Annotated in this window: 26 protein-coding genes, 1 tRNA gene and 1 pseudogene; 23 read left to right on the plus strand and 5 right to left on the minus strand. The window is 40.6% G+C overall.

Annotated features, from left to right (window positions below; all coding sequences use genetic code 11):
• The first annotated feature begins 746 nt into the window (after positions 1-746).
• From trpE to trpA, 7 genes are read left to right on the plus strand one after another with little or no spacing between them, the layout of a single operon-like run.
• Positions 747-2,108 (plus strand): anthranilate synthase component I, encoded by a 1,362-nt coding sequence (gene trpE, locus HT719_RS07695; RefSeq protein ID WP_172928763.1) that lies wholly within the window; start codon positions 747-749, stop codon positions 2,106-2,108.
• Positions 2,105-2,671, plus strand: coding sequence for an aminodeoxychorismate/anthranilate synthase component II (locus HT719_RS07700; RefSeq protein ID WP_000601921.1), 567 nt, complete (start codon positions 2,105-2,107; stop codon positions 2,669-2,671). Before trpE ends, HT719_RS07700 begins: the two co-directional genes overlap by 4 nt.
• Positions 2,672-2,681: 10 nt before the next feature.
• Positions 2,682-3,686, plus strand: coding sequence for an anthranilate phosphoribosyltransferase (gene trpD, locus HT719_RS07705; RefSeq protein ID WP_172928765.1), 1,005 nt, complete (start codon positions 2,682-2,684; stop codon positions 3,684-3,686).
• Positions 3,683-4,450 (plus strand): indole-3-glycerol phosphate synthase TrpC, encoded by a 768-nt coding sequence (trpC, locus tag HT719_RS07710; protein WP_000076548.1) that lies wholly within the window; start codon positions 3,683-3,685, stop codon positions 4,448-4,450. Before trpD ends, trpC begins: the two co-directional genes overlap by 4 nt.
• Positions 4,437-5,036, plus strand: coding sequence for a phosphoribosylanthranilate isomerase (locus tag HT719_RS07715; protein WP_000169893.1), 600 nt, complete (start codon positions 4,437-4,439; stop codon positions 5,034-5,036). The genes trpC and HT719_RS07715 overlap by 14 nt, the downstream gene beginning before the upstream one ends.
• Positions 5,014-6,237: a tryptophan synthase subunit beta gene (gene trpB / locus HT719_RS07720; RefSeq protein ID WP_172928767.1), complete on the plus strand. Its 1,224-nt coding sequence runs from the start codon at positions 5,014-5,016 to the stop codon at positions 6,235-6,237. The genes HT719_RS07715 and trpB overlap by 23 nt, the downstream gene beginning before the upstream one ends.
• Complete coding sequence (gene trpA, locus HT719_RS07725; RefSeq protein ID WP_172928769.1) at positions 6,230-7,006, plus strand: tryptophan synthase subunit alpha; 777 nt, start codon at positions 6,230-6,232, stop codon at positions 7,004-7,006. Before trpB ends, trpA begins: the two co-directional genes overlap by 8 nt.
• Here the strand turns inward: trpA and HT719_RS07730 are convergent.
• Positions 6,978-7,637 (minus strand): A24 family peptidase, encoded by a 660-nt coding sequence (locus HT719_RS07730; RefSeq protein ID WP_172928771.1) that lies wholly within the window; start codon positions 7,635-7,637, stop codon positions 6,978-6,980. The two genes, trpA and HT719_RS07730, sit on opposite strands and share 29 nt — an antisense overlap.
• Before the next feature lie 69 nt (positions 7,638-7,706).
• Between HT719_RS07730 and HT719_RS07735 the strand changes: the two genes are divergently transcribed.
• The 6 genes from HT719_RS07735 to HT719_RS07760 all read left to right on the plus strand — a co-directional run bounded on the left by HT719_RS07735 (position 7,707) and on the right by HT719_RS07760 (position 14,289).
• Positions 7,707-8,162, plus strand: coding sequence for a GNAT family N-acetyltransferase (locus HT719_RS07735; RefSeq protein ID WP_172928773.1), 456 nt, complete (start codon positions 7,707-7,709; stop codon positions 8,160-8,162).
• Between the two features lie 180 nt (positions 8,163-8,342).
• Entirely contained in the window at positions 8,343-9,344 is a 1,002-nt protein-coding gene (locus HT719_RS07740) for a LacI family DNA-binding transcriptional regulator (RefSeq protein ID WP_172928775.1), read from the plus strand.
• Positions 9,345-9,496: 152 nt separating this feature from the next.
• Positions 9,497-10,414, plus strand: coding sequence for a sugar ABC transporter permease (locus tag HT719_RS07745; protein WP_045605839.1), 918 nt, complete (start codon positions 9,497-9,499; stop codon positions 10,412-10,414).
• A 10-nt stretch (positions 10,415-10,424) separates the two neighbouring features.
• A complete protein-coding gene (locus tag HT719_RS07750; RefSeq protein ID WP_050306002.1) occupies positions 10,425-11,315 on the plus strand; it encodes a carbohydrate ABC transporter permease in 891 nt (296 codons plus the stop codon).
• 28 nt (positions 11,316-11,343) lie between these two features.
• On the plus strand, positions 11,344-12,960 hold the full coding sequence (locus tag HT719_RS07755; protein WP_172928777.1) for an ABC transporter substrate-binding protein: 1,617 nt from the start codon (positions 11,344-11,346) through the stop codon (positions 12,958-12,960).
• A 9-nt stretch (positions 12,961-12,969) separates the two neighbouring features.
• Positions 12,970-14,289 carry a glycoside hydrolase family 32 protein gene (locus HT719_RS07760; protein ID WP_172928779.1) on the plus strand — a complete coding sequence of 440 codons (1,320 nt, stop codon included), beginning with the start codon at positions 12,970-12,972 and terminating at the stop codon, positions 14,287-14,289.
• 207 nt (positions 14,290-14,496) lie between these two features.
• On the opposite strand, the gene HT719_RS07765 is transcribed toward HT719_RS07760, so the two are convergent.
• A tRNA-Lys gene (locus HT719_RS07765) sits at positions 14,497-14,569 on the minus strand.
• Positions 14,570-14,833: 264 nt separating this feature from the next.
• The gene (locus tag HT719_RS07770; protein ID WP_001113213.1) at positions 14,834-16,105 is read right to left on the minus strand and encodes a replication-associated recombination protein A; all 1,272 of its coding nucleotides are present in this window, start codon (positions 16,103-16,105) and stop codon (positions 14,834-14,836) included.
• Between the two features lie 115 nt (positions 16,106-16,220).
• On the opposite strand from HT719_RS07770, the gene HT719_RS07775 reads away from it, so the two are divergent.
• From HT719_RS07775 to pepF, 7 genes are read left to right on the plus strand one after another with little or no spacing between them, the layout of a single operon-like run.
• Positions 16,221-16,691 (plus strand): DUF3013 family protein, encoded by a 471-nt coding sequence (locus tag HT719_RS07775; RefSeq protein WP_172928781.1) that lies wholly within the window; start codon positions 16,221-16,223, stop codon positions 16,689-16,691.
• An 18-nt stretch (positions 16,692-16,709) separates the two neighbouring features.
• Positions 16,710-17,777 carry a M50 family metallopeptidase gene (locus HT719_RS07780; protein ID WP_172928782.1) on the plus strand — a complete coding sequence of 356 codons (1,068 nt, stop codon included), beginning with the start codon at positions 16,710-16,712 and terminating at the stop codon, positions 17,775-17,777.
• Position 17,778: 1 nt separating this feature from the next.
• Positions 17,779-18,207, plus strand: a complete 429-nt coding sequence (locus HT719_RS07785; RefSeq protein WP_023940754.1) for an NUDIX hydrolase — start codon at positions 17,779-17,781, stop codon at positions 18,205-18,207.
• 45 nt (positions 18,208-18,252) lie between these two features.
• A complete protein-coding gene (locus HT719_RS07790) occupies positions 18,253-19,272 on the plus strand; it encodes an AbiH family protein (protein ID WP_023940753.1) in 1,020 nt (339 codons plus the stop codon).
• Between the two features lie 11 nt (positions 19,273-19,283).
• Positions 19,284-20,234, plus strand: coding sequence for a 50S ribosomal protein L11 methyltransferase (gene prmA / locus HT719_RS07795; protein ID WP_172928783.1), 951 nt, complete (start codon positions 19,284-19,286; stop codon positions 20,232-20,234).
• A 1-nt stretch (position 20,235) separates the two neighbouring features.
• The gene (locus HT719_RS07800) at positions 20,236-20,979 is read left to right on the plus strand and encodes a 16S rRNA (uracil(1498)-N(3))-methyltransferase (RefSeq protein ID WP_172928784.1); all 744 of its coding nucleotides are present in this window, start codon (positions 20,236-20,238) and stop codon (positions 20,977-20,979) included.
• A 10-nt stretch (positions 20,980-20,989) separates the two neighbouring features.
• Complete coding sequence (gene pepF, locus HT719_RS07805) at positions 20,990-22,786, plus strand: oligoendopeptidase F (RefSeq protein ID WP_172928785.1); 1,797 nt, start codon at positions 20,990-20,992, stop codon at positions 22,784-22,786.
• A gap of 59 nt (positions 22,787-22,845) precedes the next feature.
• On the opposite strand, the gene HT719_RS07810 is transcribed toward pepF, so the two are convergent.
• Positions 22,846-23,523, minus strand: coding sequence for a metalloregulator ArsR/SmtB family transcription factor (locus HT719_RS07810; protein WP_050235706.1), 678 nt, complete (start codon positions 23,521-23,523; stop codon positions 22,846-22,848).
• A 267-nt stretch (positions 23,524-23,790) separates the two neighbouring features.
• Between HT719_RS07810 and HT719_RS07815 the strand changes: the two genes are divergently transcribed.
• The 3 genes from HT719_RS07815 to HT719_RS07825 are packed head-to-tail and all read left to right on the plus strand — an operon-like array spanning position 23,791 to position 26,400.
• Entirely contained in the window at positions 23,791-24,903 is a 1,113-nt protein-coding gene (locus HT719_RS07815; RefSeq protein WP_016399294.1) for a ThiF family adenylyltransferase, read from the plus strand.
• Entirely contained in the window at positions 24,873-25,643 is a 771-nt protein-coding gene (locus HT719_RS07820; RefSeq protein WP_000966495.1) for an ABC transporter ATP-binding protein, read from the plus strand. Before HT719_RS07815 ends, HT719_RS07820 begins: the two co-directional genes overlap by 31 nt.
• Positions 25,636-26,400 carry an ABC transporter permease gene (locus HT719_RS07825; RefSeq protein WP_000475591.1) on the plus strand — a complete coding sequence of 255 codons (765 nt, stop codon included), beginning with the start codon at positions 25,636-25,638 and terminating at the stop codon, positions 26,398-26,400. Before HT719_RS07820 ends, HT719_RS07825 begins: the two co-directional genes overlap by 8 nt.
• A 264-nt stretch (positions 26,401-26,664) precedes the next feature.
• On the opposite strand, the pseudogene HT719_RS07830 reads toward HT719_RS07825, so the two are convergent.
• Positions 26,665-26,910, minus strand: a pseudogene (locus HT719_RS07830) (hypothetical protein); the annotation flags it as partial.
• Positions 26,911-26,990: the final 80 nt, after the last annotated feature.

Raw genomic sequence — 26,990 nt, forward strand, 5'->3', positions numbered from 1 at the left:
ATACCTACGGCAAGGCGACGTTGACGCAGTTTGAAGAGATTTTCGAAGAGTATAAAGGTGTACCGAGATGAACACCTCTTCATCAATGTCTCTGGTCGTGGAGACAAGGACCTAGCTGCGATTGCAGATTACCTAGAAGCTAAAAAATAATAGATGGAAAAATTACAGTCTTTTCTCTCACAGAGAGCTTGTGGTTGCTGAAAACAAGTAGAGAAAGCTGTAAAGTTGGGTTCATCTGAAACGAGAGAAGAAAACATCATTCTTAAGGGAGTGCCCTTTATCGCACAGCCTGTTACAGGAGATATCTGAGACAGGAATGAGAGATAGGAGAAATCCTATAATTGAGGTGGCACCGCGAATTTCGTCCTCACGCAAGTTATTTTGCGTGGGGATTTTTATATATTTATCGCAGATATTGCGATTAATTTTTTAAATATTTTCAATAAATAGGTCGTTATAGAATATTTACGAACGAAGTGAGTTTCTAAAAGCTGTTTCCCGCCATAGTGGTATCTTAGAGAAGCAAAGATGCTTCTCTAGGACGGAATTTTTGAGAGTAAAATAGTTCGGGGAACTATTTTAGCCTGAGCCTAGAAATGAATGAGCGAGGAGCTCAAAAATTAGGTCTTTCATTTCATGGATTTCTAAAATCATCCACTGGATAATTTTACCTCCCGTCCGCACTATTTAAGGGAAATAGAAAAAAGATAAAAAATTAAAAATAAGGAACTGAAAGGGAAATTACAATGGAACGAATCATTCATGGAGATGTCTTATCACCAATCTTGGCTTATATGCGCCTAAAGGGGCAACACAAGGTTATTTTAGAAAGTATTCCGAGAGACAAGGAAACGGCTCGTTTTTCTATCCTAGCCTATAATCCAGTTTTTGAGATTAAGTTTGAAAATGGAGTTCTCTATCAAAATGGTCAAGTGATTGATCGGGATCCCTTGGATTTCCTTTATGAAGTGATTCATAAGAGTCAGCACCACTCAGAGCTCCCTTTTGGTGGTGGAGCCATTGGTTTTGTGGGTTACGATATGATTTCGCTTTATGAAGAAATTGGTCAAATCCCTGAGGATACAATTGGGACGCCAGACATGCATTTCTTTGTCTATGAGAGCTATATGGTCTTTGACCACAAGAAGGAGAAGATACATGTCATAGAGGCTGCACTTTATAGTGAGCGCAGTCAAGAGGCCTTGGAAAAATCCTTGAACCAAGTGCTTGAGGAATTACGCATTCCTGCTCCAAATGAATTTGAAGACTTGGATCTATCTCCGTTAGACTTCAAACCGCATATCGCTCCACATAAGTTTGAGGGAATGGTAGAAACAGCTCGTGACTTGATTCGTAACGGAGATATGTTCCAATGTGTACTCAGCCAGCGTTTCTCAGCAGAAGTTACTGGAAATCCATTTGACTTCTACAGAAATCTCCGCGTGACTAATCCTTCTAATTACCTTTATTTCTATGATTTTGGGGATTATCAAATCATCGGAGCTAGTCCAGAAAGTTTGGTTTCTGTCAAAAATGGCATCGTGACAACCAATCCGATTGCAGGGACGCGACCAAGAGGGGCTACGGATGAAGAAGACAAGACCTTGGCGACTGACCTCCTCTCTGATGAGAAGGAAACAGCAGAACATCGAATGTTGGTAGACTTGGGGCGTAACGATATTGGCCGCATCTCTGAAACGGCCAGTGTCCAAGTTACTAAGTATATGAAGGTGGAGCTCTTCCGCTACGTCATGCATTTGACCAGCGTGGTCAAGGGGCGTTTGCTTCCAGAACTCACGGCCATGGATGCCTTGAAAGCTACACTTCCTGCTGGAACCGTTTCTGGAGCACCAAAGATTCGGGCGATGAGACGCATCTATGAACTGGAAACGGAAAAACGGGGCGTATATGCAGGAGCAATCGGCTACTTGTCTGCGACGGGTGATATGGATTTGGCCATTGCCATCCGAACCATGATTCTCAAAAATCAAAGAGCCTATGTGCAGGCTGGGGCAGGGATTGTCTACGACTCTATCGCCCAAAACGAATACCAAGAAACCATTAACAAAGCAAAATCTATGACTAGAATTGGAGAACTAAGACCATGATTTTATTGATTGACAACTATGATTCTTTTACCTATAACTTGGCCCAATACATTGGGAATTTTGCAGAAGTTCAGGTTCTGAGAAATGATGATTCCAAGCTGTATGAAGAAGCTGAAAAAGCAGATGGTCTGGTCTTTTCTCCTGGTCCTGGTTGGCCAGTTGATGCTGGAAAGATGGAAGACATGATTTGTGATTTTGCAGGCAAGAAGCCGATTCTAGGGATTTGTTTGGGTCACCAAGCCATTGCAGAAGTCTTTGGTGGTAAGCTAGGTTTGGCTCCAAAAGTCATGCATGGGAAACAGAGCAATATCAACTTTGAAGCGCCATCTGTTTTGTATCAAGGTATTGAGGATGGACGTGCGGTCATGCGTTATCACAGTATTTTGATTGAGGAAATGCCAGAAGACTTTGAAGTGACAGCTCGTTCGACTGATGACCAAGCCATCATGGGGATTCAACATAAAAACCTACCGATTTATGGCTTCCAGTACCATCCAGAGAGTATTGGAACGCCAGACGGCTTGTCTTCTATTCGGAATTTTATCGAGAAGGTTGTAAAGTGAGGAAACTAGGATGAAAGAGATTATTGAAAAACTAGCAAAATTTGAAAATTTATCAGGTGTGGAAATGACGGATGTCATTGAGCGTATCGTAACTGGGCGTGTAACTGAAACGCAGATTGCTTCTCTCCTCTTAGCTCTTAAGATGAAGGGGGAAACACCTGAAGAACGCACAGCCATTGCCCAAGTCATGAGAGGACATGCCCAGCATATTCCAACTGAGATTCATGATGCCATGGACAACTGTGGTACAGGTGGGGACAAGTCTTTCAGTTTTAATATTTCCACAACTGCAGCCTTTGTCTTGGCTGGTGGCGGTATTCACATGGCCAAGCATGGTAACCGCTCGATTTCTTCTAAATCTGGTTCCGCAGATGTCCTCGAAGCCTTGGGAATCAATCTTGACCTCAAACCAGCTGAACTAGGTAAGGTCTTTGATAAAACTGGAATCGTCTTTCTCTTCGCTAAAAATATGCACCCAGCTATGAAATACATCATGCCAGCTCGTTTGGAATTGGGAATTCCAACGATTATGAATTTGACTGGTCCACTGATTCATCCAATGGCTTTAGAAACACAGCTTCTTGGAATTAGTCGTCCAGAACTGCTAGAAAGTACAGCTCAGGTTTTGAAAAATATGGGTCGCAAACGTGCCATCGTGGTTGCTGGACCAGAAGGGTTGGATGAAGCTGGCTTGAACGGAACAACCAAGATTGCACTTCTTGAAAATGGCGAAATCAGCTTGTCAAGCTTTACTCCAGAGGATTTGGGAATGGAAGGCTATGCTATGGAAGATATTCGTGGTGGGAATGCTCAGGAAAATGCAGAAATTTTGCTTAGCGTTCTGAAAAACGAAGCAAGTCCATTCTTGGAAACGACAGTCTTGAATGCTGGTCTTGGTTTCTATGCTAATGGTAAGATTGATAGCATCAAGGAAGGAGTTGCCTTGGCCCGTCAAGTGATTGCTAGAGGCAAGGCCCTTGAAAAACTCAGACTGTTACAGGAGTACCAAAAATGAGTCAGGAATTTTTAGCACGAATCTTAGAGCAGAAGGCGCGTGAGGTGGAGCAGATGAAGCTGGAGCAAATCCAGCCTCTGCGCCAGACCTATCGCTTGGCAGAATTTTTGAAGAATCATCAGGACCGCTTGCAGGTAATCGCTGAGGTCAAGAAAGCTAGCCCTAGTTTGGGAGATATCAATCTCGATGTGGATATTGTGCAACAGGCCCAGACTTATGAAGAAAACGGAGCAGTGATGATTTCGGTGTTGACAGATGAGGTTTTCTTTAAAGGGCATTTGGATTATCTACGGGAAATTTCCAGTCAGGTAGAGATTCCGACGCTCAACAAAGACTTTATCATCGATGAAAAGCAAATCATCCGCGCTCGCAATGCAGGTGCGACAGTTATCTTGCTCATTGTGGCAGCCTTGTCCGAAGAACGCCTCAAGGAACTGTATGACTACGCGACAGAGCTTGGTCTGGAAGTCTTAGTGGAGACTCACAATCTAGCTGAACTAGAGGTAGCCCACAGACTTGGTGCTGAGATTATCGGGGTCAACAACCGCAACTTGACTACCTTTGAGGTCGACTTGCAGACCAGTGTAGATTTAGCCCCTTACTTTGAGGAAGGTCGCTATTACATTTCTGAATCTGCCATTTTCACAGGGCAGGATGCGGAACGACTAGCCCCATACTTTAACGGAATTTTGGTAGGGACAGCTCTTATGCAGGCAGAAAATGTGGCCCAGAGAATCAAGGAGTTGCAGATTGACAAAGGTTAAAATTTGTGGACTATCGACCAAAGAAGCGGTGGAAACAGCCGTTTCAGCAGGAGCCGACTATATCGGTTTTGTCTTTGCACCTAGTAAAAGACAGGTGACTTTAGAAGAGGCAGCTGAGTTGGCAAAGCTTATTCCTGCAGATGTGAAAAAGGTTGGAGTATTTGTTTCACCAAGTCGGGTAGAACTGCTGGAAGCGATTGACAAAGTTGGCTTGGACTTGGTTCAAGTTCACGGTCAGGTGGCAGATGATTTATTTGAGAATTTGCCTTGTGCTAGCATTCAGGCTGTGCAGGTAGATGGAGAGGGTCATGTGCCCAATTCTCAGGCAAACTATCTACTCTTTGATGCCCCTGTGGCTGGGAGTGGCCAGCCCTTTGATTGGGGTCAACTGGATACGACTGGATTACCTCAGTCTTTCTTTATCGCAGGTGGGCTTAATGAAGACAATGTAGTAAAAGCAATTCAACACTTTACTCCCTATGCAGTAGATGTATCAAGCGGAGTGGAGACAGATGGACAAAAAGATCATGAAAAGATTAGAAGATTTATAGAGAGGGTAAAGAATGGCATATCAAGAACCAAATAAAGATGGATTTTACGGAAAATTCGGCGGACGTTTTGTCCCAGAAACATTGATGACAGCAGTTTTGGAGTTGGAGAAGGCCTACCGTGAAAGTCAGGCAGACCCAAGTTTCCAAGAGGAATTAAACCAACTTTTGCGCCAGTATGTGGGACGTGAAACTCCTCTTTATTACGCAAAAAACTTGACCCAGCATATCGGCGGAGCCAAGATTTATCTCAAACGGGAAGACCTTAACCATACAGGAGCCCACAAGATTAACAATGCCTTAGGACAAGTTTGGCTTGCCAAACGCATGGGTAAAAAGAAAATTATCGCAGAAACGGGTGCTGGTCAGCACGGTGTGGCAACTGCAACTGCTGCGGCCCTCTTTAACATGGAATGTACCATCTACATGGGTGAGGAAGATGTCAAACGCCAAGCCCTCAATGTCTTCCGCATGGAGCTTTTGGGAGCCAAGGTCGAGGCTGTAACAGATGGTTCGCGCGTGCTCAAGGATGCGGTCAATGCAGCCCTTCGTTCATGGGTGGCTAATATCGACGATACCCACTATATCCTTGGTTCTGCCTTGGGGCCTCATCCATTTCCAGAAATCGTTCGTGACTTCCAAAGTGTCATCGGTCGAGAGGCTAAACAACAGTATCGCGATATGACAGGCCAAGATCTGCCAGATGCCCTAGTAGCCTGTGTTGGTGGTGGGTCGAATGCCATCGGTCTCTTCCATCCATTTGTAGAAGATGAGTCTGTAGCTATGTATGGGGCTGAAGCGGCTGGACTTGGTGTGGATACGGAGCACCACGCAGCTACCTTGACCAAGGGTCGTCCTGGTGTTCTTCACGGTTCCCTCATGGATGTGCTCCAAGATGTCCATGGTCAAATTCTTGAAGCCTTCTCTATCTCAGCAGGTTTGGACTATCCTGGTATCGGTCCTGAACATTCTCACTACCACGATATCAAACGTGCCAGCTATGTTCCTGTGACTGACGAGGAAGCCTTGGAAGGATTCCAACTCTTGTCTCGTGTGGAAGGGATTATCCCAGCCTTGGAATCTAGCCATGCTATCGCCTTTGCGGTGAAATTGGCCAAAGAACTCGGTCCAGACAAGTCCATGATTGTCTGTCTATCAGGTCGTGGTGACAAGGATGTGGTTCAAGTCAAAGACCGCTTGGAAGCAGATGCAGCAAAGAAGGGAGAAGCTCATGCCTAAGACACTAACAGAAAAATTAAACGCTATAAAAGCAGCTGGAAAAGGAATTTTCGTTCCCTATATCATGGCTGGTGACCACGAGAAAGGTTTGGACGGTCTTGCTGAAACAATTCACTTTTTAGAAGATTTGGGTGTCTCTGCAATTGAAGTGGGTATTCCCTTTTCAGACCCTGTTGCAGATGGACCTGTTATCGAAGAAGCTGGCTTGCGCAGTTTAGCCCACGGGACCTCTACCCAGGCTTTGGTTGAAACCTTGAAAACCATTGAAACAGAGATTCCACTGGTCATCATGACCTACTTCAACCCCCTCTTTCAGTACGGTATGGAGAACTTTGTCAAAGATTTGGCAGATACAGCGGTTAAGGGCTTGATTATTCCAGACCTTCCTCATGAGCATGCCAATTTTGTAGAGCCATTTTTGGCAGACACAGACATGGCCTTGATTCCTCTAGTAAGCTTGACAACAGGGATTGAGCGCCAGAAAGAGTTGATTGAAGGGGCAGAAGGATTTGTCTATGCGGTTGCCATCAATGGGGTGACAGGGAAATCTGGCAATTACCGTGCAGACTTGGACAAGCACTTGGCACAATTGCATCAAGTGGCGGATATCCCAGTCTTGACAGGTTTTGGTGTGTCTAGTCAAGCCGATGTTGAACGCTTCAATGCGGTGTCAGATGGCGTTATCGTCGGTTCGAAAATTGTAAAAGCTCTCCACGAGGGAGAGCCGATTGAGGACTTTATTAAACAAGCAGTAGCTTACCAAAAATAATCACACAAGTAGCAAGTAAGAGGAAAGGCACGAAAGGAAGTCTTTCCTTTTTCTTTTGCAGGAGAAAGGCTAGAATTCCTGTTGCAGAAGCAAACTGAATCAAGATGAGTAATTCGGTTACGCTAAAGACGAGAGAGCAGGAAGCTAAAAAGAGAAAATCCCCTGCGCCCATGCGGATATCGATAAAATGAGCCACAATTCCAAGAGCAAGGAAGAAGACCATGACTAGATTCCAGCCAGAGGAAGCCATGAGGATTAGGTGGAAAGTCATCCAGACCAGTAAGGGATATTCCTGATGGCGAAAGTCGTAGATACCCAAGGTCAAACCAGCAGTGATTAGGATGACTTGACTCAAGGAAAGTAATTCCCAAGACCAAGCCAGAAAGATAAGCCCTAAGCCTAGTTCCAAAAGGGCATACCAGATAGGATAAGGAGCCTTGCAGTAGCGACAGCGAAAGCGATTGAAGACCTGCGAGAGAATCGGAATCAAATCTAAGGGATGCAAGGGAGTCTGACAGGAATCGCAGTGACTGGCAGGTTGGATAATAGATTGCTCTGGAAAACGGTCAATGACCAAACCAAGAAAGGAAGCGAGAATGCTCCCGACAAGAAAAAAATAAAAATCAATCATACTTATCTATTCGTAAAAAATGGGAGAAGTAGTATAATGGAGAAACATAGATAAGATGGTGAGGCAAAGATGACAATTCGTTTTGAAGAAAAGGTGAGCACAGAAAATGCTCAGCTCGTATGCCAATGGTCCAACTCCCTAGGCAAATCATTTCAAGAACAATGGATGGGACCAAGGATTTCATTTCCATTGACAATTCAAGTCTTGCAAGATTTGGAAGGAATCTTTTCAATCTTTGAAGGACAAGAGTTTGTGGGGCTTATCCAGAAAATCAGACTAGAAGAGAGAAATCTACATATCGGACGCTTTTTGATCAACCCCCAGAAACAGGGGCAGGGACTAGGTAGCCAGACTTTAAGGAAATTTGTTAGTTTGGCCTTTGAAAATGAAGACATAGATAGTATTTCTTTAAATGTATTCGAAGTAAATCAAGCAGCCAAGCACCTTTACCAAAAAGAAGGATTTGAAATCGTTCAAATAGTTGAAGAACCTGTACGAAAATACATTATGAGAAAGGGGAGATAGGAAGTAAAAAAGTCTTTTCCTGTTTTATGTAGATGTTTACACATGAAAATTGAAGTATTTTCAAAAGCTAATTGGAGTGATTTTATTCATGATGGGAAAAAGGGGCTGGACAAAAATGATTGAGAAATAGTTGCTAAAAAAGCGTTTGCATGATACTATATATTGAAAGGAGGTGATAATATGGTAGAACAAAGAAAATCAATTACCATGAAAGATGTTGCTTTAGAAGCAGGAGTTAGTGTTGGAACAGTTTCACGTGTGATTAATAAAGAAAAAGGTATTAAAGAAATAACTTTGAAAAAAGTGGAACAAGCAATTAAAACCTTGAATTACATTCCAGATTACTACGCTAGAGGAATGAAAAAAAATCGAACAGAAACGATTGCAATCATTGTACCAAGTATCTGGCATCCCTTCTTTTCAGAATTTGCTATGCATGTGGAAAATGAAGTCTATAAGAGGAATAATAAATTACTCTTATGTTCTATAAATGGTACAAATAGAGAGCAAGACTATCTGGAGATGTTGCGTCATAATAAAGTTGATGGAGTGGTTGCTATTACCTATAGTCCAATTGAACATTACCTGTCGTCAGGAATTCCCTTTGTCAGTATTGACCGTACATACTCAGATATTGCCATTCCTTGTGTTTCATCAGATAATGATGCAGGTGGAAGAGAAGCAGCTAAACAACTAATTAGTAAAGGATGTCAGCATTTAGCCTTTGTGGGCGGACATAATACAACCATTAATGAAACCAAACGTCGTAGAATTTCCTTTGAAAAGTATGTCCAAGAGCATAAAATACCTCTTAGTATTTTTGATTTGGATGAGACAGTTACTGACTATCATGGGAAGCTAGAGAGTTTCTTGGAAGAAAATTCTTCTATAGATGGAATTTTTACAATTAACGACTTTACAGCTTTAGATGTTATTGATATACTAGAAAAAAATGGCAAACATATTCCTCATGATGTCCAAATTATTGGATACGATGGAATTAAAATGGCTGGAGATAGAGATTATCTACTTTCAACAATTGAGCAACCCCTGGAAGAAATGGCCAAAGAAGCGGTTCGGATTTTGTTTGATATTCTTGATGGAAAGACTGTTAATTTGCAGACAATCCTACCAGTAAAATTTGTTGAAGGAAAAACAACAAAAAATGAAAATAAGTCTTGACAGAAAGCGCTATCAATGATATAATGAATTCAGATAAAAAAAGATTTATTTTTTAAAGAAAAAATGAAACGTTTCAAAAATAAAATAAATAGACAGCGCCAAGCGCTATCTTTTTCGACCAAAAATGAAACGTTTCAAAAAAGGAGGTTGCTATGAATAGCAAAGCGAAGCAAGTTTCTCTTTGGGAAAGAATCAAGAAACAAAAACTCTTGTTATTGATGACTGTCCCTGGTTTAGTTTTAACCTTTATCTTTAAATACATTCCTATGTATGGGGTTTTAATCGCATTTAAAGATTATAATCCCTTAAAAGGAATTTTAGGGAGTGATTGGATTGGTTTTTCTGAGTTTACAAAATTCATATCCTCTCCCAACTTTGGTATCTTGTTAGCCAATACTTTAAAATTAAGTATATATGGTTTATTGCTTGGCTTTTTACCACCAATCATTCTTGCTATTATGCTCAATCAACTCTTGAGTGAAAAAGTCAAAAAACGAATTCAGCTCATTTTATACGCACCAAACTTTATCTCAGTCGTTGTTATTGTCGGTATGATTTTCCTTTTCTTTTCAGTGGGAGGACCAATTAACAATTTTCTCTCTATGTTTGGAATCAAGGCTGACTTCTTGACAAATCCAGACTTCTTTAGACCTTTATACATCTTTAGTGGTATCTGGCAAGGAATGGGCTGGGCTTCAACGCTCTACACGGCAACGTTGGTAAATGTAGATCCAGCCTTAGTAGAAGCAGCACGACTGGATGGAGCCAATATCTTCCAACGAATCTGGCACATTGATATTCCAGCTCTTAAGCCTATTATGGTTATCCAATTTGTTTTAGCTGCAGGTGGAATCATGAATGTCGGATATGAAAAAGCATTCCTGATGCAGACATCGTTGAACTTGCCAACTTCTGAAATTATCTCTACATATGTCTATAAAGTTGGTCTTGTATCAGGAGACTATTCTTACTCAACAGCGGTTGGTTTGTTTAATGCGGTGATTAACGTAGTATTGCTTGTTGCAGTTAACCAAATCGTTAAACGCATGAATAATGGTGAAGGAATTTAAGGAGGAAAGTATGAAAAATTCAATTATGGATACAAAATTTGATAGACGTATCTTACTCTTAAATAAAATCATTATTGTCTTTATAGTCTTGATGACCTTACTTCCTTTACTTTATATCGTCGTAGCATCCTTTATGGATCCTAAGGTTCTGGTTAGTAGGGGGATTAGCTTTAATCCAGCCGATTGGACGGTAGAAGGTTACCAGCGTGTATTCAGTGACCAATCTATTCTAAGAGGTTTTATCAATTCCCTGCTTTATTCTTTTGGCTTTGCGGCTTTAACAGTCTTGCTATCTGTGTTTACAGCTTATCCTCTTTCCAAAAAAGATTTGGTAGGGCGCCGTTGGATTAACTACTTCTTGATTGTGACCATGTTCTTTGGTGGTGGTTTAGTCCCAACTTACTTGCTGGTAAAAGATTTGGGAATGCTCAATACTCCATGGGCTATCATTGTTCCAGGTGCTGTCAATGTTTGGAATATTATTCTTGCTAGGGCTTATTTCCAAGGATTGCCTGAAGAATTGGTAGAAGCAGCCGTCATTGATGGTGCAAATGATTTACAGATTTTCTTCAAAATCATGCTTCCTCTTGCAAAACCAATTATGTTTGTTCTCTTCCTCTATGCTTTTGTAGGACAGTGGAACTCATACTTTGATGCAATGATTTATATCAAGGATCCAAATTTGGAACCATTGCAACTTGTACTTCGTAAAATTCTCATTCAAAGCCAACCAGGTCAAGATATGATTGGGGCACAAGCGGCTATGAATGAAATGAAACGTTTAGCTGAATTAATTAAATACGCAACTATTGTCATTTCCAGCTTGCCATTGATTGTTATGTATCCATTCTTCCAAAAATACTTTGATAAAGGAATTATGGCTGGTTCACTTAAAGGATAAAAAAAGAAAAAATAAAAGGAGTTTTCTCATGAAATTCAAAACATTCTCAAAATCAGCAGTTTTGTTGACAGCTAGTTTAGCAGTACTTGCAGCCTGTGGCTCAAAAAATACAGCTTCAAGTCCAGATTATAAGTTGGAAGGTGTAACATTCCCGCTTCAAGAAAAGAAAACATTGAAGTTTATGACAGCCAGTTCACCGTTAGCACCCAAAGACCCAAATGAAAAATTGATTTTGCAACGTTTGGAGAAGGAAACTGGCGTTCATATTGACTGGACCAACTACCAGTCTGACTTTGCAGAAAAACGTAACTTGGATATTTCTAGTGGTGATTTACCAGATGCTATCCACAACGACGGAGCTTCAGATGTGGACTTGATGAACTGGGCTAAGAAAGGTGTAATCATTCCAGTTGAAGACTTGATTGATAAATATATGCCAAATCTTAAGAAAATTTTGGATGAGAAACCAGAATACAAGGCCTTAATGACAGCACCTGACGGACACATCTATTCATTCCCATGGATTGAGGAACTTGGAGAAGGAAAAGAATCTATCCATAGTGTCAACGATATGGCTTGGATTAACAAAGATTGGCTTAAGAAACTTGGTCTTGAAATGCCAAAAACTACTGATGATCTGATTAAAGTCCTAGAAGCTTTCAAAAACAGGGATCCAAATGGAAATGGAGAGGCTGATGAAATTCCATTTACATTTATTAGTGGTAACGGAAACGAAGATTTTAAATTCCTATTTGCTGCATTTGGTATAGGGGATAACGATGATCATTTAGTAGTTGGAAATGATGGCAAAGTTGACTTCACAGCAGATAACGATAACTATAAAGAAGGTGTCAAATTTATCCGTCAATTGCAAGAAAAAGGCTTGATTGATAAAGAAGCTTTCGAACATGATTGGAATAGTTATATTGCTAAAGGTCATGATCAGAAATTTGGTGTCTACTTCACATGGGATAAGAGTAATGTTACTGGAAGTAACGAAAGTTATGATGTTTTACCAGTACTTGCTGGGCCAAGTGGTCAAAAACACGTAGCTCGTACAAACGGTATGGGATTTGCACGTGACAAGATGGTTATTACCAGTGTAAACAAAAACCTAGAATTGACAGCTAAATGGATTGATGCACAATACGCTCCACTCCAATCTGTGCAAAATAACTGGGGAACTTACGGAGATGACAAGCAACAAAATATCTTTGAATTGGATCAAGCAACTAACAGCCTCAAACACTTACCACTAAACGGAACTGCACCAGCAGAACTTCGTCAAAAGACTGAAGTAGGAGGACCACTAGCTATTCTAGATTCATACTATGGTAAAGTGACAACTATGCCAGATGATGCCAAATGGCGTTTGGATCTTATCAAAGAATATTATGTTCCTTACATGAGCAATGACAATAACTATCCAAGAGTCTTTATGACACAGGAAGATCTGGATAAGATTGCCCACATCGAGGCAGATATGAATGACTATATCTACCGCAAGCGCGCTGAATGGATTGTAAATGGTAATATTGATGCTGAGTGGGATGATTACAAGAAAGAACTTGAAAAATACGGACTTTCAGATTACCTCGCTATTAAACAAAAATACTACGACCAATATCAAGCAAACAAAAACTAGAGGTTGATTATGGGAGATAAGAAATACACAGTAGAAAAAGCAAATCGTTTTATAGCAGAAAATAAACATCTCGTAAATACTCAGTATAAGCCTGAAGAACATTTTTCAGCTGAGATTGGTTGGATCAATGATCCAAATGGATTTGTCTATTTTCGTGGAGAATACCATCTCTTTTATCAATTCTATCCTTATGATAGTGTTTGGGGACCTATGCACTGGGGTCATGCTAAAAGTAAGGACTTGGTGACTTGGGAGCACTTGCCGGTGGCACTTGCTCCTGACCAAGATTATGACCGAAATGGTTGTTTCTCAGGCTCTGCCATTGTCAAGGATGATCGCCTCTGGCTCATGTATACTGGGCATATCGAAGAAGAAACTGGTGTCCGCCAAGTGCAAAATATGGCATTTTCAGACGACGGGATTCACTTTGAAAAGATTGAACAAAATCCAGTTGCAACTGGAGCAGACTTGCCAGATGAGTTGATTGCTGCTGATTTCCGTGATCCAAAACTCTTTGAAAAAGATGGACGCTATTACTCCGTAGTAGCTGCCAAACACAAGGATAATGTGGGCTGTATCGTTCTACTAGGGTCCGATAACCTAGTAGAATGGCAGTTCGAATCCATCTTTTTAAAAGGGGTAGAACACCAAGGCTTTATGTGGGAATGCCCAGATTACTTTGAATTAGATGGGAAGGATTGCCTTATTATGTCACCCATGCGTTATCAGCGTGAGGGAGACTCATATCATAACATCAACTCATCGGTTTTGTTCACGGGTAAGGTGGATTGGGAAGAAAAACGTTTTATCCCAGAATCAGTTCAAGAAATTGATCATGGTCAAGACTTCTATGCTCCACAAACATTGTTGGACGATCAAAATCGTCGTATCCTGATTGCTTGGATGCAGACATGGGGGCGTACCCTTCCAACCCATGATCAAGAACACAAATGGGCATGTGCCATGACTTTACCTAGAATTCTAAGATTGGAAGATGGTAAACTAAGACAATTCCCTGTTAAAAAAGACCAATATCAAATTCAAATAGATAAAGATTGTCATTACCACTTAGGAAATGATACAGATTATCTTGAATTTGGTTATGACAGTAATGCGCAGCAAGTTTATATTGATCGTAGCCATCTTGTTCAAAAAATTCTAGGTGAAGAAGAACAGGACACTAGTCGACGGCATGTAGATATTGAAGCTAAAGAATTGGATGTTATTTTAGATAAAAATTCCATCGAGATTTTTGTTAATCAAGGCAAAGCAAGCTTGACTGCAACTTATTACTTAACAGTGCCAGCGGAGCTATCACGAATCGATTAAAAATTAAGTTATTTCTCCTAAAGAAAAAGTTCTCTTTCTAAAATAGTGGAAAGAGGACTTTTTGTGTTTTGGGTATATAAGCTTAGTTTATGGTATTTGTAAAATTGGTGTTGGATTATGATTTAAACTAGTTTTCTAAAGAATTTGAAAAAAATTTTATTTAAGCAAAAAAACCTTGGTTCCAAGGCTTTTCCTGTTGTATTTAGATGCCCCCTACAGGGATCGAACCTGTGACCCACGGATTAAGAGTCCGCTGCTCTGCCAGCTGAGCTAAGGAGGCAAAGAAAAAAGCTGTATTGGTGCCGAAACTTCACGGTTTGTATTGAACCCGCGCAATTAAGCAGGTGGGCAACTCGCTCTAACTGAAGCTGTTTCCGTGTGAGACGGCCTACATGCTGTTAGAAGACTTTTGTTTCCCTAATAATACAAAAAATAGTCGGTCAACACTTAAGTGTGAAGTCGTACACCACAGCGTTTCTATATTTATATGATACCACTTTTTCAAAAAAAATCAAGAGGAAAGTGCAATTTTTTGAAAAGGATTTCAGATTTTTCGCAAATGGTCGATAGCTTCCTTTCTTTGAGCCAAAGCCCGTTCATATTTACCAGTATCTTCTGCTTGGAAATAGTGATGATTACGAATTTTTTCTGGCAGATAGTCTTGCTTGACCCAATTTCCAGGATAGTTGTGTGGATAGAGATAGTCTTGGGCATTCCCCAGTTCCTTGCTTCCACTGTAGTGCCCATCACGCAGGTGTCGCGGAATAGGCAAGTGCCCTGATGTTTTGAGGTCAGCAAGTGCCTTATCCATAGCTACATAGGCTGAGTTGGATTTTGGAGAAAGGGCCAAATCAATCACGACATTGGCAATGAGAATGCGGGCTTCTGGGAACCCAATCTTCTGGGCGGCATCCAGAGCAGTCACGGTATGAATCTGGGCCTCAGGATTGGCTAAGCCGATATCTTCATAGGCGATAACAGTCAAGCGACGAGCGAGACTAGGCAGATCCCCAGCCTCAATCAAGCGGGCAGTATAGTGGAGACTGGCATCCACATCTGAGCCACGAATAGACTTTTGCAGGGCAGATAGAACATCATAGTGACCGTCTCCATCCTTGTCCATAGTGATGTAGCTTCTCTGAAGACTATTTTCCATGATGTCTAAGGTGATGTGGCGAATGCCCTCGTCATTCTCAGGGGTAGAGAGAACAGCCAAGTCCAGTGAGTTAAAGGCAGAGCGAAGGTCTCCGTTTGTAGAGGTTGCGATGAAATCCAGCGCATCCTCATCTAGTTCTATTGGAAAATCAAAACCACGTTCAGGGTTACTTAGAGCTATCTGCAGGGCCTCTTTGACGTCTTGGTTAGACAGAGGTTCCAACTCGAAAATTTGAACTCGGCTACGAATGGCAGGAGTGACAGAGAAGAAAGGATTTTCAGTCGTTGCTCCAATCATGATGACCAGTCCACTTTCCAAGAGAGGCAAGAGGAAGTCTTGCTTGGTCTTATCTAGTCGATGAATTTCGTCTAGCAATAGGACGAGACCACCAGAAAATTTAGCTTCTTCCGAGATTTCTTGCAGTCGCTTTTTACTATCAACTGTCGCATTGAAAGTTCGAAAGGCATACTTGGTCGTTCCAGCGATGGCAGAGGCAATACTGGTTTTGCCGATTCCAGGAGGGCCATATAGAATCATGGAGGACAGGCGGTTGGCTTCCACCATGCGGCGGATGATTTTTCCAGGTCCGACCAGATGCTCCTGACCGATGACCTGGTCGATGGTTTTAGGGCGCATGCGAAGCGCGAGATTGTCTGGCATAGCAGTCCTTTCTAACGTGGATTTTCTGATGTATATGTGGTAAGATGGTAGTATCTATTTTAGCATATTTCCGAGCAATCGGGGCGATTTAAGAGTCGCATAGAAAGAGGATAAAATGGCAATATATGGATTTTTAGATGTTTTAGAGGAAGAGTTGGAGAAGAACTTTCCTTTGGACTTTGAGATTAGTTGGGACAAGCATAACCACGCGGTTGAAGTGAGTTTTCTATTGGAAGCACAAAATGCTGCAGGTGTGGAGATGGTGGATGAGGACGGAGAGGTTTCATCGGATGATATTCTCTTTGAAGAAGCAGTGCTTTTTTACAATCCTGCCAAATCAACAGTCAATGAGGAAGACTATTTGACTGTCATTCCTTACTTACCAAAGAAAGGTTTCTCTCGCGAATTTTTAAACTATTTTGCACTATTCCTAAAAGATACTGCTGAGGTTGGGCTAGATGCCCTTATGGACTTTTTGGAAGACCCAGAAGCAGAAGAATTTGTCATGGAATGGAACCAAAAAGTCTTTGAAGAAGGAAAAGTTGGCTTGGAAGAGGGAGAGTTTTATCCTTATCCGAGATACTAGGAGTTGGTTGGAGATTTTATGAAGAAAATTGGGATTTATTTGGTTTATGTGCTAGCTGTTGTCTTTATTATGCTGGCTTTTCCTTGTGGAACAATCGCATTTGCAGAGTTGGGGTATTCCACAGTTTTAGTCTTTACTTTTGGTTATGCCTTCGCTCTTCTAAGTATGTATTTAATCTTTATTCTTCATGAGCTGGGACATGCTTTTTGTGGCTACTTGACAGGCTATCGGCTGGTGGCTTTTGGATTAGGACATTTTATTTTGACCAAAAATTCAGGCAAGTTTCGTCTTAGTAGAACAGCCATTCTGAAAAATGTTGGTGCTCAATACATTGGTTTAAAAGAGGATGAAAGCGATAAAAGAATCATCCTGATGCTTTCAGGAGGCTTGATGGTTCATCTCAGCTTGATATTATTGGCGATAGTGTTTGGATTTTTGACAAGAAGCTGGTATTTTGCAGGGACTTGGATTTTTCTTAATTTGTCTTTCTTCTTAAATAACATTTTGCCAGTCGGCATCACCGATGGCGCAAAAATTTGGGAATTGCTACAACACCCTGAAAATACGAAATACGCCTATCTGATGTTGAGGCATTCTGCCCAGACCTTGCTAGCTCCTCAAGAATATGATTTAAAAGACTTTATCATGTCTGTTGATGAGGAGGCGAGAGGGAGTTTTGCAGAAAGTGTTCAGACTCTTCAGGGCTTGGTATTCATATTGGATGATAATATAGAGCTTGCAAAGCAACAATTTCAGTCTGTGTTAGAGAAAACAGATAATTCAATGTCTAAAACTATTTCTCAATTATACCTTCTTCAAATTGCTCTGATAGAAGGAGATAATAAGAAAGCGGAAGAATATGCAAGTATTCGAGGGGTCAAATCCTTTTTATCTCTAAAAACAGCAGATATGCAGGTCATTCAAGCTCGGTATCAATTTAAGGTAAGGAAAGATGTAGTTCAAACTCACAAGGCTATGAAGATTGCTAGACAGAAAATGAATAGCAGCCGGATGTTACGGGATGAGAAAATCTATTATCAAAACTGGTTAGCTGAGCTGGAAAAGGAATTAGCCGAAGGAGTCTAATATGGAAATAGAGATTTCTGATTTCAAAGGCTGTAAGATTGCTTTGTTTTGTGGGGATAAACTTCTGACTATCTTACGCGATGATAAGGCAAGCATTCCCTGGCCCAATATGTGGGAACTGCCCGGTGGGGGACGAGAGGGGGATGAAAGTCCTTTTGAGTGTGCGGCGCGTGAAGTTTATGAAGAACTGGGCATTCATCTAACTGAAGATTGTCTGCTTTGGAGCAAGGTTTACCCAAGTATGCTTTTTGCGGATAAACAATCTGTATTTCTAGTCGGTCAGTTGACACAGGCCCAGTTTGACAAGATTATATTTGGAGATGAGGGACAGGGATATCAGCTGATGAATGTCGAGGAATTTCTTAGTTCCAGTCAAGTTGTCCCTCAGTTGCAGGATAGAGTGAGGGATTATTTTAAGAAAACTAAATGATTTGAAAAAATAGAGAAATTATTAGAGGGGGTAGAATTTAAAGATATGAATATTACCTATATCGTCGGAAATGGTTTGGATTTACAATATGGTTTGAAAACAAGATATAAGGATTTCTATGAATTTCAAAATAAGGTTTACATAAGTAGGAAAGAGAATGAAGAGGAATATTCAAATTTTATTTATGAGTCGCTATTTTCTGATAAAGTAAATGATTATGAAAATTGGTCAGATTTTGAATTGTCAATTGGTAAATTGACAAAAGATAACGACCTCATCTCCTCAAGTATAGAAATGAAGGAGAAATTTATAGATGATTTTAGTGAAGTAGTTGATGATTTAAGAGAATATCTACGCATACAACAAGAAAAAAACATGGAGAAAGGCAATGTAATTGATTTTGTAAGTACTCTAAATGATATGAAGAAATCTCTTCCTGCAATCAATCAGCCTGTTATAGATAAAAAATATAATGAAAATCTATATCAAAGCGACATTGTGAATATATTAACTCTTAATTATACAAATGTAATCGATAAATTATATGATGAGTCAGTAAAATCATTCAGGAATCAATTGCGAAATAATAATTATGATTTTCGTATTGCGCCTCCAATTCATGCACATGGGACAGTAGCTATTTGCACGGTTTTAGGAGTTAGCGATGAAACACAAATTTCAAATAGTTTTGACGAAGAACAAAAAGAATCCTTAATAAAAAATTTAGCTTTGAAGAACTATAGAGAAAAAATGGATGTTAAAAATAGTGATATTATAAAAAACTCTGATATCATTATCCTTTATGGGGTTTCTTTGGGAGAGACTGATAGGTATATCTGGAGTCAAATTGCTGAACGGTCAATCAACAGCTCTGTCCCTGTGATCATTTACCATTATGTACCTAATTTTGATCCAGGAAACCCCACTAGGGTGAAACGTTTATATAGAAATGTAGAAGACAAATTCATACAGAATAGTGGTATTGACTTAGAGTTGGAGAAGAAATTAAGAGATAATCTTATTATTGTTATTGGAAAGACTATTTTTAACCTGATGGAAAGGTAAGAAAGTACAAAATGGAAACATGGCAAGAGTTAAAAGTTACAGTCAAGCGTGAGGGAGAGGAATTGGTCTCCAATCTCTTGATCGAGCTGGGAGCGCAAGGCGTTGCGATTGAAGACAGCATGGACTATGTGGGAAATGTTGACCGCTTCGGCGAGATTTTCCCAGAGGTCGAGCAGCAAGAAGAAATTGTGGTGACCGCCTACTATCCTGATACAGTTGATGTGGCAGTGGTTGAGGCAGATTTGCAGGTTCGTCTCGCGGAACTAACTGATTTTATGGATTTGGGTGAGGTCAAGATGGGGACGACTGCCTTGGCTGAGGAAGACTGGGCAGACAACTGGAAGAAATACTATGAACCAGCTCGTATTACTCATGATTTGACCATCGTGCCGTCTTGGACAGACTATGAGGCGACAGCGGGAGAAAAGATTATCAAGCTGGATCCTGGTATGGCTTTTGGGACTGGAACGCATCCAACCACTAAGATGAGCCTCTTTGCCTTGGAGCAGGTTCTTCGTGGTGGCGAAACGGTGCTAGATGTGGGTACTGGATCAGGCATCCTCTCTATTGCTAGCTCGCTACTTGGTGCTAAGGAAATTTTCGCCTATGACCTAGATGATGTGGCAGTTCGTGTTGCTCAGGAAAATATTGAACTCAACCCTGGTATGGAAAACATCCATGTAGCGGCTGGAGATTTGCTTAAAGGCGTGGAGATTGAAGCAGATGTGATTGTAGCTAATATCTTGGCGGATATCCTCGTTCATCTGACGGATGATGCTTATCGCTTGGTCAAGGATGAAGGCTACCTCATCATGAGTGGAATTATTAAGGACAAGTGGGACATGGTGCGCGAGTCGGCTGAGTCAGCTGGATTTTTCCTCGAAACTCACATGATTCAAGGGGAATGGAATGCCTGTGTCTTCAAGAAAACCAAGGATATTTCCGGTGTGATTGGAGGCTAGTATGCAACAGTATTTTGTCAAGGGGAGTGCAGCCTCTCCTGTCACCATCGAGGACAAGGAAACCAGCAAGCATATGTTTCAGGTTATGCGCTTGAAAGAAGATGATGAGGTTACTTTGGTCTTTGAGGATGGCATCAAGCGCTTGGCGCGCGTGCTGGATGTGGAAGCCCGTCAGTTTGAGTTGATCCAAGAATTGGCTGACAATGCGGAACTGCCAGTCCAAGTGACCATCGCATCCGGCTTTCCTAAGGGAGACAAGCTGGAATTCATCACTCAAAAAGTGACCGAACTGGGTGCTAGCCAAATCTGGGCCTTTCCTGCAGACTGGTCAGTTGCCAAGTGGGATGGCAAGAAATTGGGTAAAAAGGTTGAAAAACTAGAAAAAATTGCCCTTGGAGCAGCAGAGCAAAGCAAGCGTAATCTAGTACCGAGTGTCACACTTTTCGAGAAAAAATCAGACTTTCTAGCCCAACTTGACCAGTTTGACTCTATCATAGTAGCCTATGAAGAGTCGGCCAAAGAAGGAGAAGCCGCTGCGCTCTTACAAGCGGTCACTGGTCTTGAAACAGGAGCTAAACTGCTCTTTATCTTTGGTCCAGAAGGTGGTCTGTCACCTGCAGAAATCGAAAGTTTTGCAGCTAAGGGAGCAGTCTTGGTAGGCCTAGGTCCTCGTATTTTGCGAGCAGAAACAGCACCGCTTTACGCCTTATCAGCCCTTAGTGTTTTAGTAGAATTAGAGAAATAAGAGGAAGAAAATGGAACAAAAACACCGTTCAGAATTTCCAGAGAAGGAACTTTGGGATTTAACAGCTCTATACCAAGACCGTGAGGATTTCTTGCGTGCAATCGAGAAGGCTCGCGAAGACATCAACCAGTTTAGCCGTGATTACAAGGGGAATCTTCATACTTTTGAGGATTTCGAGAAAGCCTTTGCGGAATTGGAACAAATCTATATCCAGATGAGCCATATTGGTAACTATGGTTTTATGCCTCAGACGACAGACTATAGCAATGAAGAATTTGCTAATATCGCCCAAGCTGGGATGGAATTTGAAACAGATGCCAGCGTAGCCTTGACCTTCTTTGACGATGCCTTGGTGGCAGCAGATGAGGAAGTCTTGGACCGTTTGGGTAAATTGCCACATTTAACAGCTGCCATTCGTCAGGCTAAAATCAAAAAAGCCCACTACTTAGGGGCAGATGTGGAGAAGGCCTTGACCAATCTCGGTGAAGTTTTCTACAGTCCGCAGGACATTTATACTAAGATGCGAGCTGGGGATTTTGAAATGGCTGACTTTGAAGCCCATGGCAAGACCTACAAAAACAGCTTTGTGACCTATGAGAATTTCTACCAAAACCATGAGGATGCTGAGGTTCGTGAGAAATCCTTCCGTTCCTTCTCAGAGGGACTTCGTAAGCACCAAAATACGGCTGCAGCAGCCTATCTGGCTCAGGTCAAGTCTGAAAAACTCTTGGCTGATATGAAGGGATACGACTCTGTCTTTGACTATCTTCTAGCTGAACAAGAAGTGGACCGTGTCATGTTTGACCGCCAGATTGACCTCATCATGAAGGACTTTGCACCAGTCGCTCAGAGATACCTCAAGCATGTTGCCAAGGTAAATGGTCTTGAAAAGATGACCTTTGCAGACTGGAAATTGGACTTGGACAGCGCCCTGAATCCTGAAGTGACTATTGACGATGCCTATGATTTGGTCATGAAGTCGGTAGAACCTTTGGGGCAAGAATATTGTCAGGAAGTTGCTCGTTACCAAGAAGAGCGCTGGGTGGACTTTGCTGCTAACAGTGGCAAGGATTCCGGTGGTTATGCGGCGGACCCATATCGCGTACACCCTTATGTCCTCATGAGCTGGACAGGCCGTTTGAGCGATGTCTATACCTTGATTCATGAAATCGGGCATTCTGGTCAATTCATCTTTTCAGACAATCATCAAAGCTATTTCAACGCCCACATGTCGACCTATTATGTTGAAGCACCGTCGACCTTCAATGAATTGCTACTCAGTGATTACTTAGAGAACCAGTCTAATGACCCACGTCAAAAACGCTTCGCTCTGGCTCATCGCTTGACAGACACCTACTTCCATAATTTCATCACCCACCTCTTGGAAGCATCCTTCCAGCGTAAGGTGTATACATTGATTGAAGAAGGGGAGACCTTTGGAGCAAGCAAGCTCAACAGCATTATGAAGGAAGTTTTGACGGATTTCTGGGGAGATGCTATTGAAATTGACGATGATGCAGCTTTGACTTGGATGCGCCAAGCTCACTACTATATGGGCTTGTATAGTTACACTTACTCTGCTGGTCTTGTCATCTCGACAGCTGGTTACCTTCATCTAAAACATTCTGAAACTGGAGCTGAAGACTGGCTCAATCTCCTTAAATCAGGTGGTAGCAAGACACCACTTGAGTCAGCCATGATTATCGGTGCTGATATTTCAACAGACAAACCACTCCGTGATACCATCCAATTCTTGTCTGACACAGTTGACCAGATTATCGCCTACAGTGCTGAGTTGGGGGAGTAAGGGGATAGAGAGGTTGTTATAGAATGGGTATGGACAGTTATTTGCTTAAAAGTCCATGTTTAAATCCCCCATTCCCTTTCGAGGAATTCTTTTCCCTGCTCTGTAATGGTAAGTGAACGTGGCGTTTGTGCAGGGATGACCAATTGTTTTTCACTGAAAAATTCTAAAAGAGCATTGCCGAGAGCTCCGCCGACATGATTTTTACGTTCGCTCCAATCCAAACATTTAGGGCAAAATTTCCGTTTTTTCTTTTTCAATTCATCCGTATCAATGTGTAATTTTCTTTGGAAATAAGACTTCCCAGCTTCAGTGAGTTGGAAGTCTTTTTCTGATTCGCTGAGGAGATTTTCTTGCAAGAGATAATTGGTAATGGAAATGCCAAGCTCACCAGCAATATGGTCATAGCAGGTGCGAGCGACCTTTAATTCCTTTTTGTGAATGTGTTGTTTATAACTTTTGACATCACGCTGAGGAGAGTAGAAGCTGAGAAATTCCAGCATTTCTGCAATGGCAGCACTTTTTAAAGAATAATAATGAAAACGTCCATAGGTTTGTAGAGTGGTTACCTGTGCTTCGGTAAGTAATTTGAGGTGATAGCTGACAGTATGTTGCTTGATTTTGGTAAAGCTGGCAATTTCGTTAACCGTGTGAGCTTTTCCATCCATTAGAATATCTAAAATGTGCATCCGAGAAGGGTCTGATAAGAGTTTTGTGATGATGAAAATATCTGGTTCCATAAAAATTTTCTCCAAATTTCATATATCGATGATTTTCTATCTTTTATTATACTATAATTAAAGCACAAGATAAATAGATTTTTAAAATGTTTTACTAGAGAATATTTTAAATTTTATTGTCTGAGTTTAAATGGAGGTAAAATTACAAAAGTAATTGCAGCAGTATCCACAGTTGAAGGACGTTAATCTTAAGATTACATTCTCAACATTTTTTCAAAAGTGAATGGATTTTTCCATTCCTTTTGTCTATTTTAGGAGGAAATAGAATTGAATTTACCTAAAATTAAAGATATTCATAGTGTCCTATTTTTAAAGGATAAAATTAGATTAGGTATAGGAAAAGATTATGGTATTGAGATTGAGAATCTGGATGAGAAGTATACTCAGCTCATTAAGCTTCTCGATGGACAATACACAATCAATGAAATTTGTAGCTTAGTTGATAGCTTGTCCCCTAATGAGGTAGAAGAAAGTATTTCTTTACTAGATACACTAGGGTATTTGGAGGATAATTTTGTTACTACAACTGAATTAACTTCAGAAGAATTGGACAGATATTCCGTAAATCTTAACTTTTTTAATACTTTAGATACATTATCTTTAACAAAATATGATTATCAGTTAAAATTAAAAAAGACGCGTATTTTGCTCTTAGGTATTGGCGGTATAGGAAGTAATATCTGTCTAGCATTGGCTGAATTAGGTATAGGGCATATTACAGCAGTTGATTTTGATACGGTCGAAGCTAGTAATCTCAATAGACAAATTTTGTATTCGACATCTGATATTGGAAAAAGAAAAGTAGAGGCTGCAAAAGAGTCGCTTAGAAAGTTTAATCCTTTAATTGAATTTGAGGTACTTGATAAAGAGATAGGTTCAAAAGAGGATGTTGATGAGTTAATAAAAACTTCAAAATGTGATATCGTAGTAAATGTTGCAGATTATCCAACAGGCTATATTGATTTTTGGGTCAATGAAGCTTGTGTTCAATACAATAAATTATGTCTGTCTGCTGTGGTGGGTAAGAAAAATGGGAAAGTATATTCAATTATTCCGTATAAAGCAGCGTGCTATTACTGTCAGTTTTTAGAGGATTTGGAAAAAATTCCTGAGTATGCTGAGGAGTTGGAGACTGTTCGTACGATGACAAATTCATTGGAACTAGAGATGTTCAGAACTCCGAATGGTGCTTTAGGTCCTGCTTGTCTATTTCAAGGGTATTTTATTTCGTTTGAAATTTTAAGATATATTTTTTGGGGATACGAAGCATTGCTAACATTTAATAAAAGATTCTCAATTGACTTTATAACATTCGAACAACATTTTGATGAATTAACAAAGTATCCAACATGCTCTATTTGTGGGGGAAAGAAAGAGTGAAGAAGTTAAGTGTTAAAAATCTAAAAAAGCAATATGGTTCTTATGAAGCTGTCAAGGGAATTAGCTTTGAATTGGGAGAAGGAGAGTGTTTGGGGATCTTGGGAATCAACGGTGCTGGCAAAACATCCACTTTAAAGATGATTTACTCACTGACCTCAATTTCCTCAGGAGAGATTGATATCTTGGGGCAAAATATTGAAACCAATCGTCGTAAGAGTAAATCTTGTCTGGGTATTGTAGGGCAGGAGGATATGCTGGACATGACCTTGAATGTTTATGATAATCTTTTTGCTCACGGTCTATGTTATGGTATCTCATCTGTCGAACTTAGGAAGAGAATCGATTCTCTCTTGGATTTTGTTCAACTGAGCAAACATGCGCAAAAGATGGTGAATCAGCTGTCGGGTGGGATGCGACGACGTCTTGTCTTGGCAAGAGCTCTCATCAATCGGCCTGATATTATCATTTTAGATGAACCGACAGTTGGTTTAGACATTCAATCCCGCAATATTATTTGGGATAAACTTTTGGAGTTGAAGGAATTAGGTGTTTCTATCATTATTACTTCCCACTATATGAATGAGATTGAATATTTGACAGATAGGGTGCTGATGCTCCACCAAGGGACTATCAAAGAAGAAGGAACTGTAGAAGACTTGCTCATCAAGTATGATGCTGACAACCTTGAGACGCTTTTTTTGGGGTTGACTGGGACAGAGAAGGAGGACTTGCATGTTTAAGTTATCATTTCAGTCCATCGGACACGTTGTGGTACGCAACTACATGAGTTTTAGAAATTTATTTAAAATTTCAATTGTCCCCAACCTTATCGACCCCCTCTTTTATCTTTTAGCAATGGGATTTGGAGTTGGTGCCTATTTGACGCATGTTAACGGTATGCTCTACCGTGATTTTGTCATTACAGGTTTAATTGCTGCGACTGCCATGTCTGCGGCCACCGCAGAAACAACGGTCAATGCCTTTATCCAGTATAAGATTGAAAAGACTTATGATGCTATGTTGATGACGCCAATCAATACGAGTGATATTGTGGTGGGTCAGGCTATCTGGGCAGGTATTCGTGCAGTGATTTTCGGTGGGATTTTTTGGCTGATTTCCATGCTTATCACAGCGCATTTTCATGTCTTGATGTTATTGATTCCTCTGATTTTATTTATAGTGGGTTATTTGTTTGGTGTTTTAGGACTAATCTTTACCTACTTGGCACCGTCTAGGGAATTTCTGAATTACTACAATGTTTTGGTAATCCGTCCTCTTTATATGTTTTCAGATACCTTCTTTCCCATTACTTCCTTGCCCCCAATACTTGGTGATTTGACTTGGTTTTCTCCCTTGTATCACGCTACCTGCATGATTCGTATTATATGGGGAGGTGAGGTGACAGGTTTGTATCTTCATCTTATCTGGTTGATAGCCTTGGCGCTCTTGATAACGGTGCTTCCTATGTATATGTTACATCGTAGATATTATAGATAGTCTAATTATTTGTGATGTTGTAGTCATATTCTAATTTATACTAAACGTTATTCGAATTTGGACAGGTATGGGAACTGTGCCTATCAATATTGTAATTTATGGAAGTTGAAATAGTACGGTTCAGTTTTTAAAATATTGTTAGAAATTATAGTGAAATGAAATAAGAACAGGATAAATCGATCAGGACAGTCAAATCGATTTCTAAGAATGTTTTAGAAGTAGAGGTGTACTATTCTAGTTTCAATCTACTATGTTTTAAATTCCCTAATCAATTTGTATAGTCTTTATTTCATTGCCAAATTTCAAGTTCTCCATCAAGAAGTCTTCTCTGGGGGACTTGTAGTTCAAGTGTTTTTTAGGATAGTTATTAATCCAATTTTCGATGAATGCGACTTCTTTGGGAGTCGTTTTCTTAGTTCCTTTAGGTAACCATCTCCGAATGAGCCTATTGTGATTCTCATTAGTTCCCCTTTCCCAAGAGACATAGGGGGGTGCATAATAGATATGCTCCTTAGCACTGCTTTGAGGTTGTAGATAGAACTGACGAAGTCAGCTCAAAACATGGTTTTGAGGTTGTGGATAGAACTGAC

It is taken from the genome of Streptococcus sp. k-378 (genome assembly GCF_013277505.1).
In the GTDB taxonomy this organism is placed as follows: domain Bacteria; phylum Bacillota; class Bacilli; order Lactobacillales; family Streptococcaceae; genus Streptococcus; species Streptococcus pseudopneumoniae.

What these genes read in the sequence shown, in the direction of transcription:
- pepF (WP_172928785.1), top strand. Translation starts at nt 20,990, where the DNA reads ATGGAACAAAAACACCGTTCAGAATTTCCAGAGAAGGAACTTTGGGAT.
- HT719_RS07700 (WP_000601921.1), top strand. Translation starts at nt 2,105, where the DNA reads ATGATTTTATTGATTGACAACTATGATTCTTTTACCTATAACTTGGCC.
- HT719_RS07820 (WP_000966495.1), top strand. Translation starts at nt 24,873, where the DNA reads ATGCTCTATTTGTGGGGGAAAGAAAGAGTGAAGAAGTTAAGTGTTAAA.
- HT719_RS07785 (WP_023940754.1), top strand. Translation starts at nt 17,779, where the DNA reads ATGGAAATAGAGATTTCTGATTTCAAAGGCTGTAAGATTGCTTTGTTT.
- HT719_RS07750 (WP_050306002.1), top strand. Translation starts at nt 10,425, where the DNA reads ATGAAAAATTCAATTATGGATACAAAATTTGATAGACGTATCTTACTC.
- HT719_RS07790 (WP_023940753.1), top strand. Translation starts at nt 18,253, where the DNA reads ATGAATATTACCTATATCGTCGGAAATGGTTTGGATTTACAATATGGT.
- trpC (WP_000076548.1), top strand. Translation starts at nt 3,683, where the DNA reads ATGAGTCAGGAATTTTTAGCACGAATCTTAGAGCAGAAGGCGCGTGAG.
- trpB (WP_172928767.1), top strand. Translation starts at nt 5,014, where the DNA reads ATGGCATATCAAGAACCAAATAAAGATGGATTTTACGGAAAATTCGGC.
- trpD (WP_172928765.1), top strand. Translation starts at nt 2,682, where the DNA reads ATGAAAGAGATTATTGAAAAACTAGCAAAATTTGAAAATTTATCAGGT.
- HT719_RS07755 (WP_172928777.1), top strand. Translation starts at nt 11,344, where the DNA reads ATGAAATTCAAAACATTCTCAAAATCAGCAGTTTTGTTGACAGCTAGT.
- HT719_RS07760 (WP_172928779.1), top strand. Translation starts at nt 12,970, where the DNA reads ATGGGAGATAAGAAATACACAGTAGAAAAAGCAAATCGTTTTATAGCA.
- HT719_RS07825 (WP_000475591.1), top strand. Translation starts at nt 25,636, where the DNA reads ATGTTTAAGTTATCATTTCAGTCCATCGGACACGTTGTGGTACGCAAC.
- HT719_RS07780 (WP_172928782.1), top strand. Translation starts at nt 16,710, where the DNA reads ATGAAGAAAATTGGGATTTATTTGGTTTATGTGCTAGCTGTTGTCTTT.
- HT719_RS07800 (WP_172928784.1), top strand. Translation starts at nt 20,236, where the DNA reads ATGCAACAGTATTTTGTCAAGGGGAGTGCAGCCTCTCCTGTCACCATC.
- HT719_RS07740 (WP_172928775.1), top strand. Translation starts at nt 8,343, where the DNA reads ATGGTAGAACAAAGAAAATCAATTACCATGAAAGATGTTGCTTTAGAA.
- HT719_RS07810 (WP_050235706.1), bottom strand. Translation starts at nt 23,523, where the DNA reads ATGGAACCAGATATTTTCATCATCACAAAACTCTTATCAGACCCTTCT.
- prmA (WP_172928783.1), top strand. Translation starts at nt 19,284, where the DNA reads ATGGAAACATGGCAAGAGTTAAAAGTTACAGTCAAGCGTGAGGGAGAG.
- HT719_RS07730 (WP_172928771.1), bottom strand. Translation starts at nt 7,637, where the DNA reads ATGATTGATTTTTATTTTTTTCTTGTCGGGAGCATTCTCGCTTCCTTT.
- HT719_RS07775 (WP_172928781.1), top strand. Translation starts at nt 16,221, where the DNA reads ATGGCAATATATGGATTTTTAGATGTTTTAGAGGAAGAGTTGGAGAAG.
- trpA (WP_172928769.1), top strand. Translation starts at nt 6,230, where the DNA reads ATGCCTAAGACACTAACAGAAAAATTAAACGCTATAAAAGCAGCTGGA.
- HT719_RS07745 (WP_045605839.1), top strand. Translation starts at nt 9,497, where the DNA reads ATGAATAGCAAAGCGAAGCAAGTTTCTCTTTGGGAAAGAATCAAGAAA.
- HT719_RS07770 (WP_001113213.1), bottom strand. Translation starts at nt 16,105, where the DNA reads ATGCCAGACAATCTCGCGCTTCGCATGCGCCCTAAAACCATCGACCAG.
- trpE (WP_172928763.1), top strand. Translation starts at nt 747, where the DNA reads ATGGAACGAATCATTCATGGAGATGTCTTATCACCAATCTTGGCTTAT.
- HT719_RS07735 (WP_172928773.1), top strand. Translation starts at nt 7,707, where the DNA reads ATGACAATTCGTTTTGAAGAAAAGGTGAGCACAGAAAATGCTCAGCTC.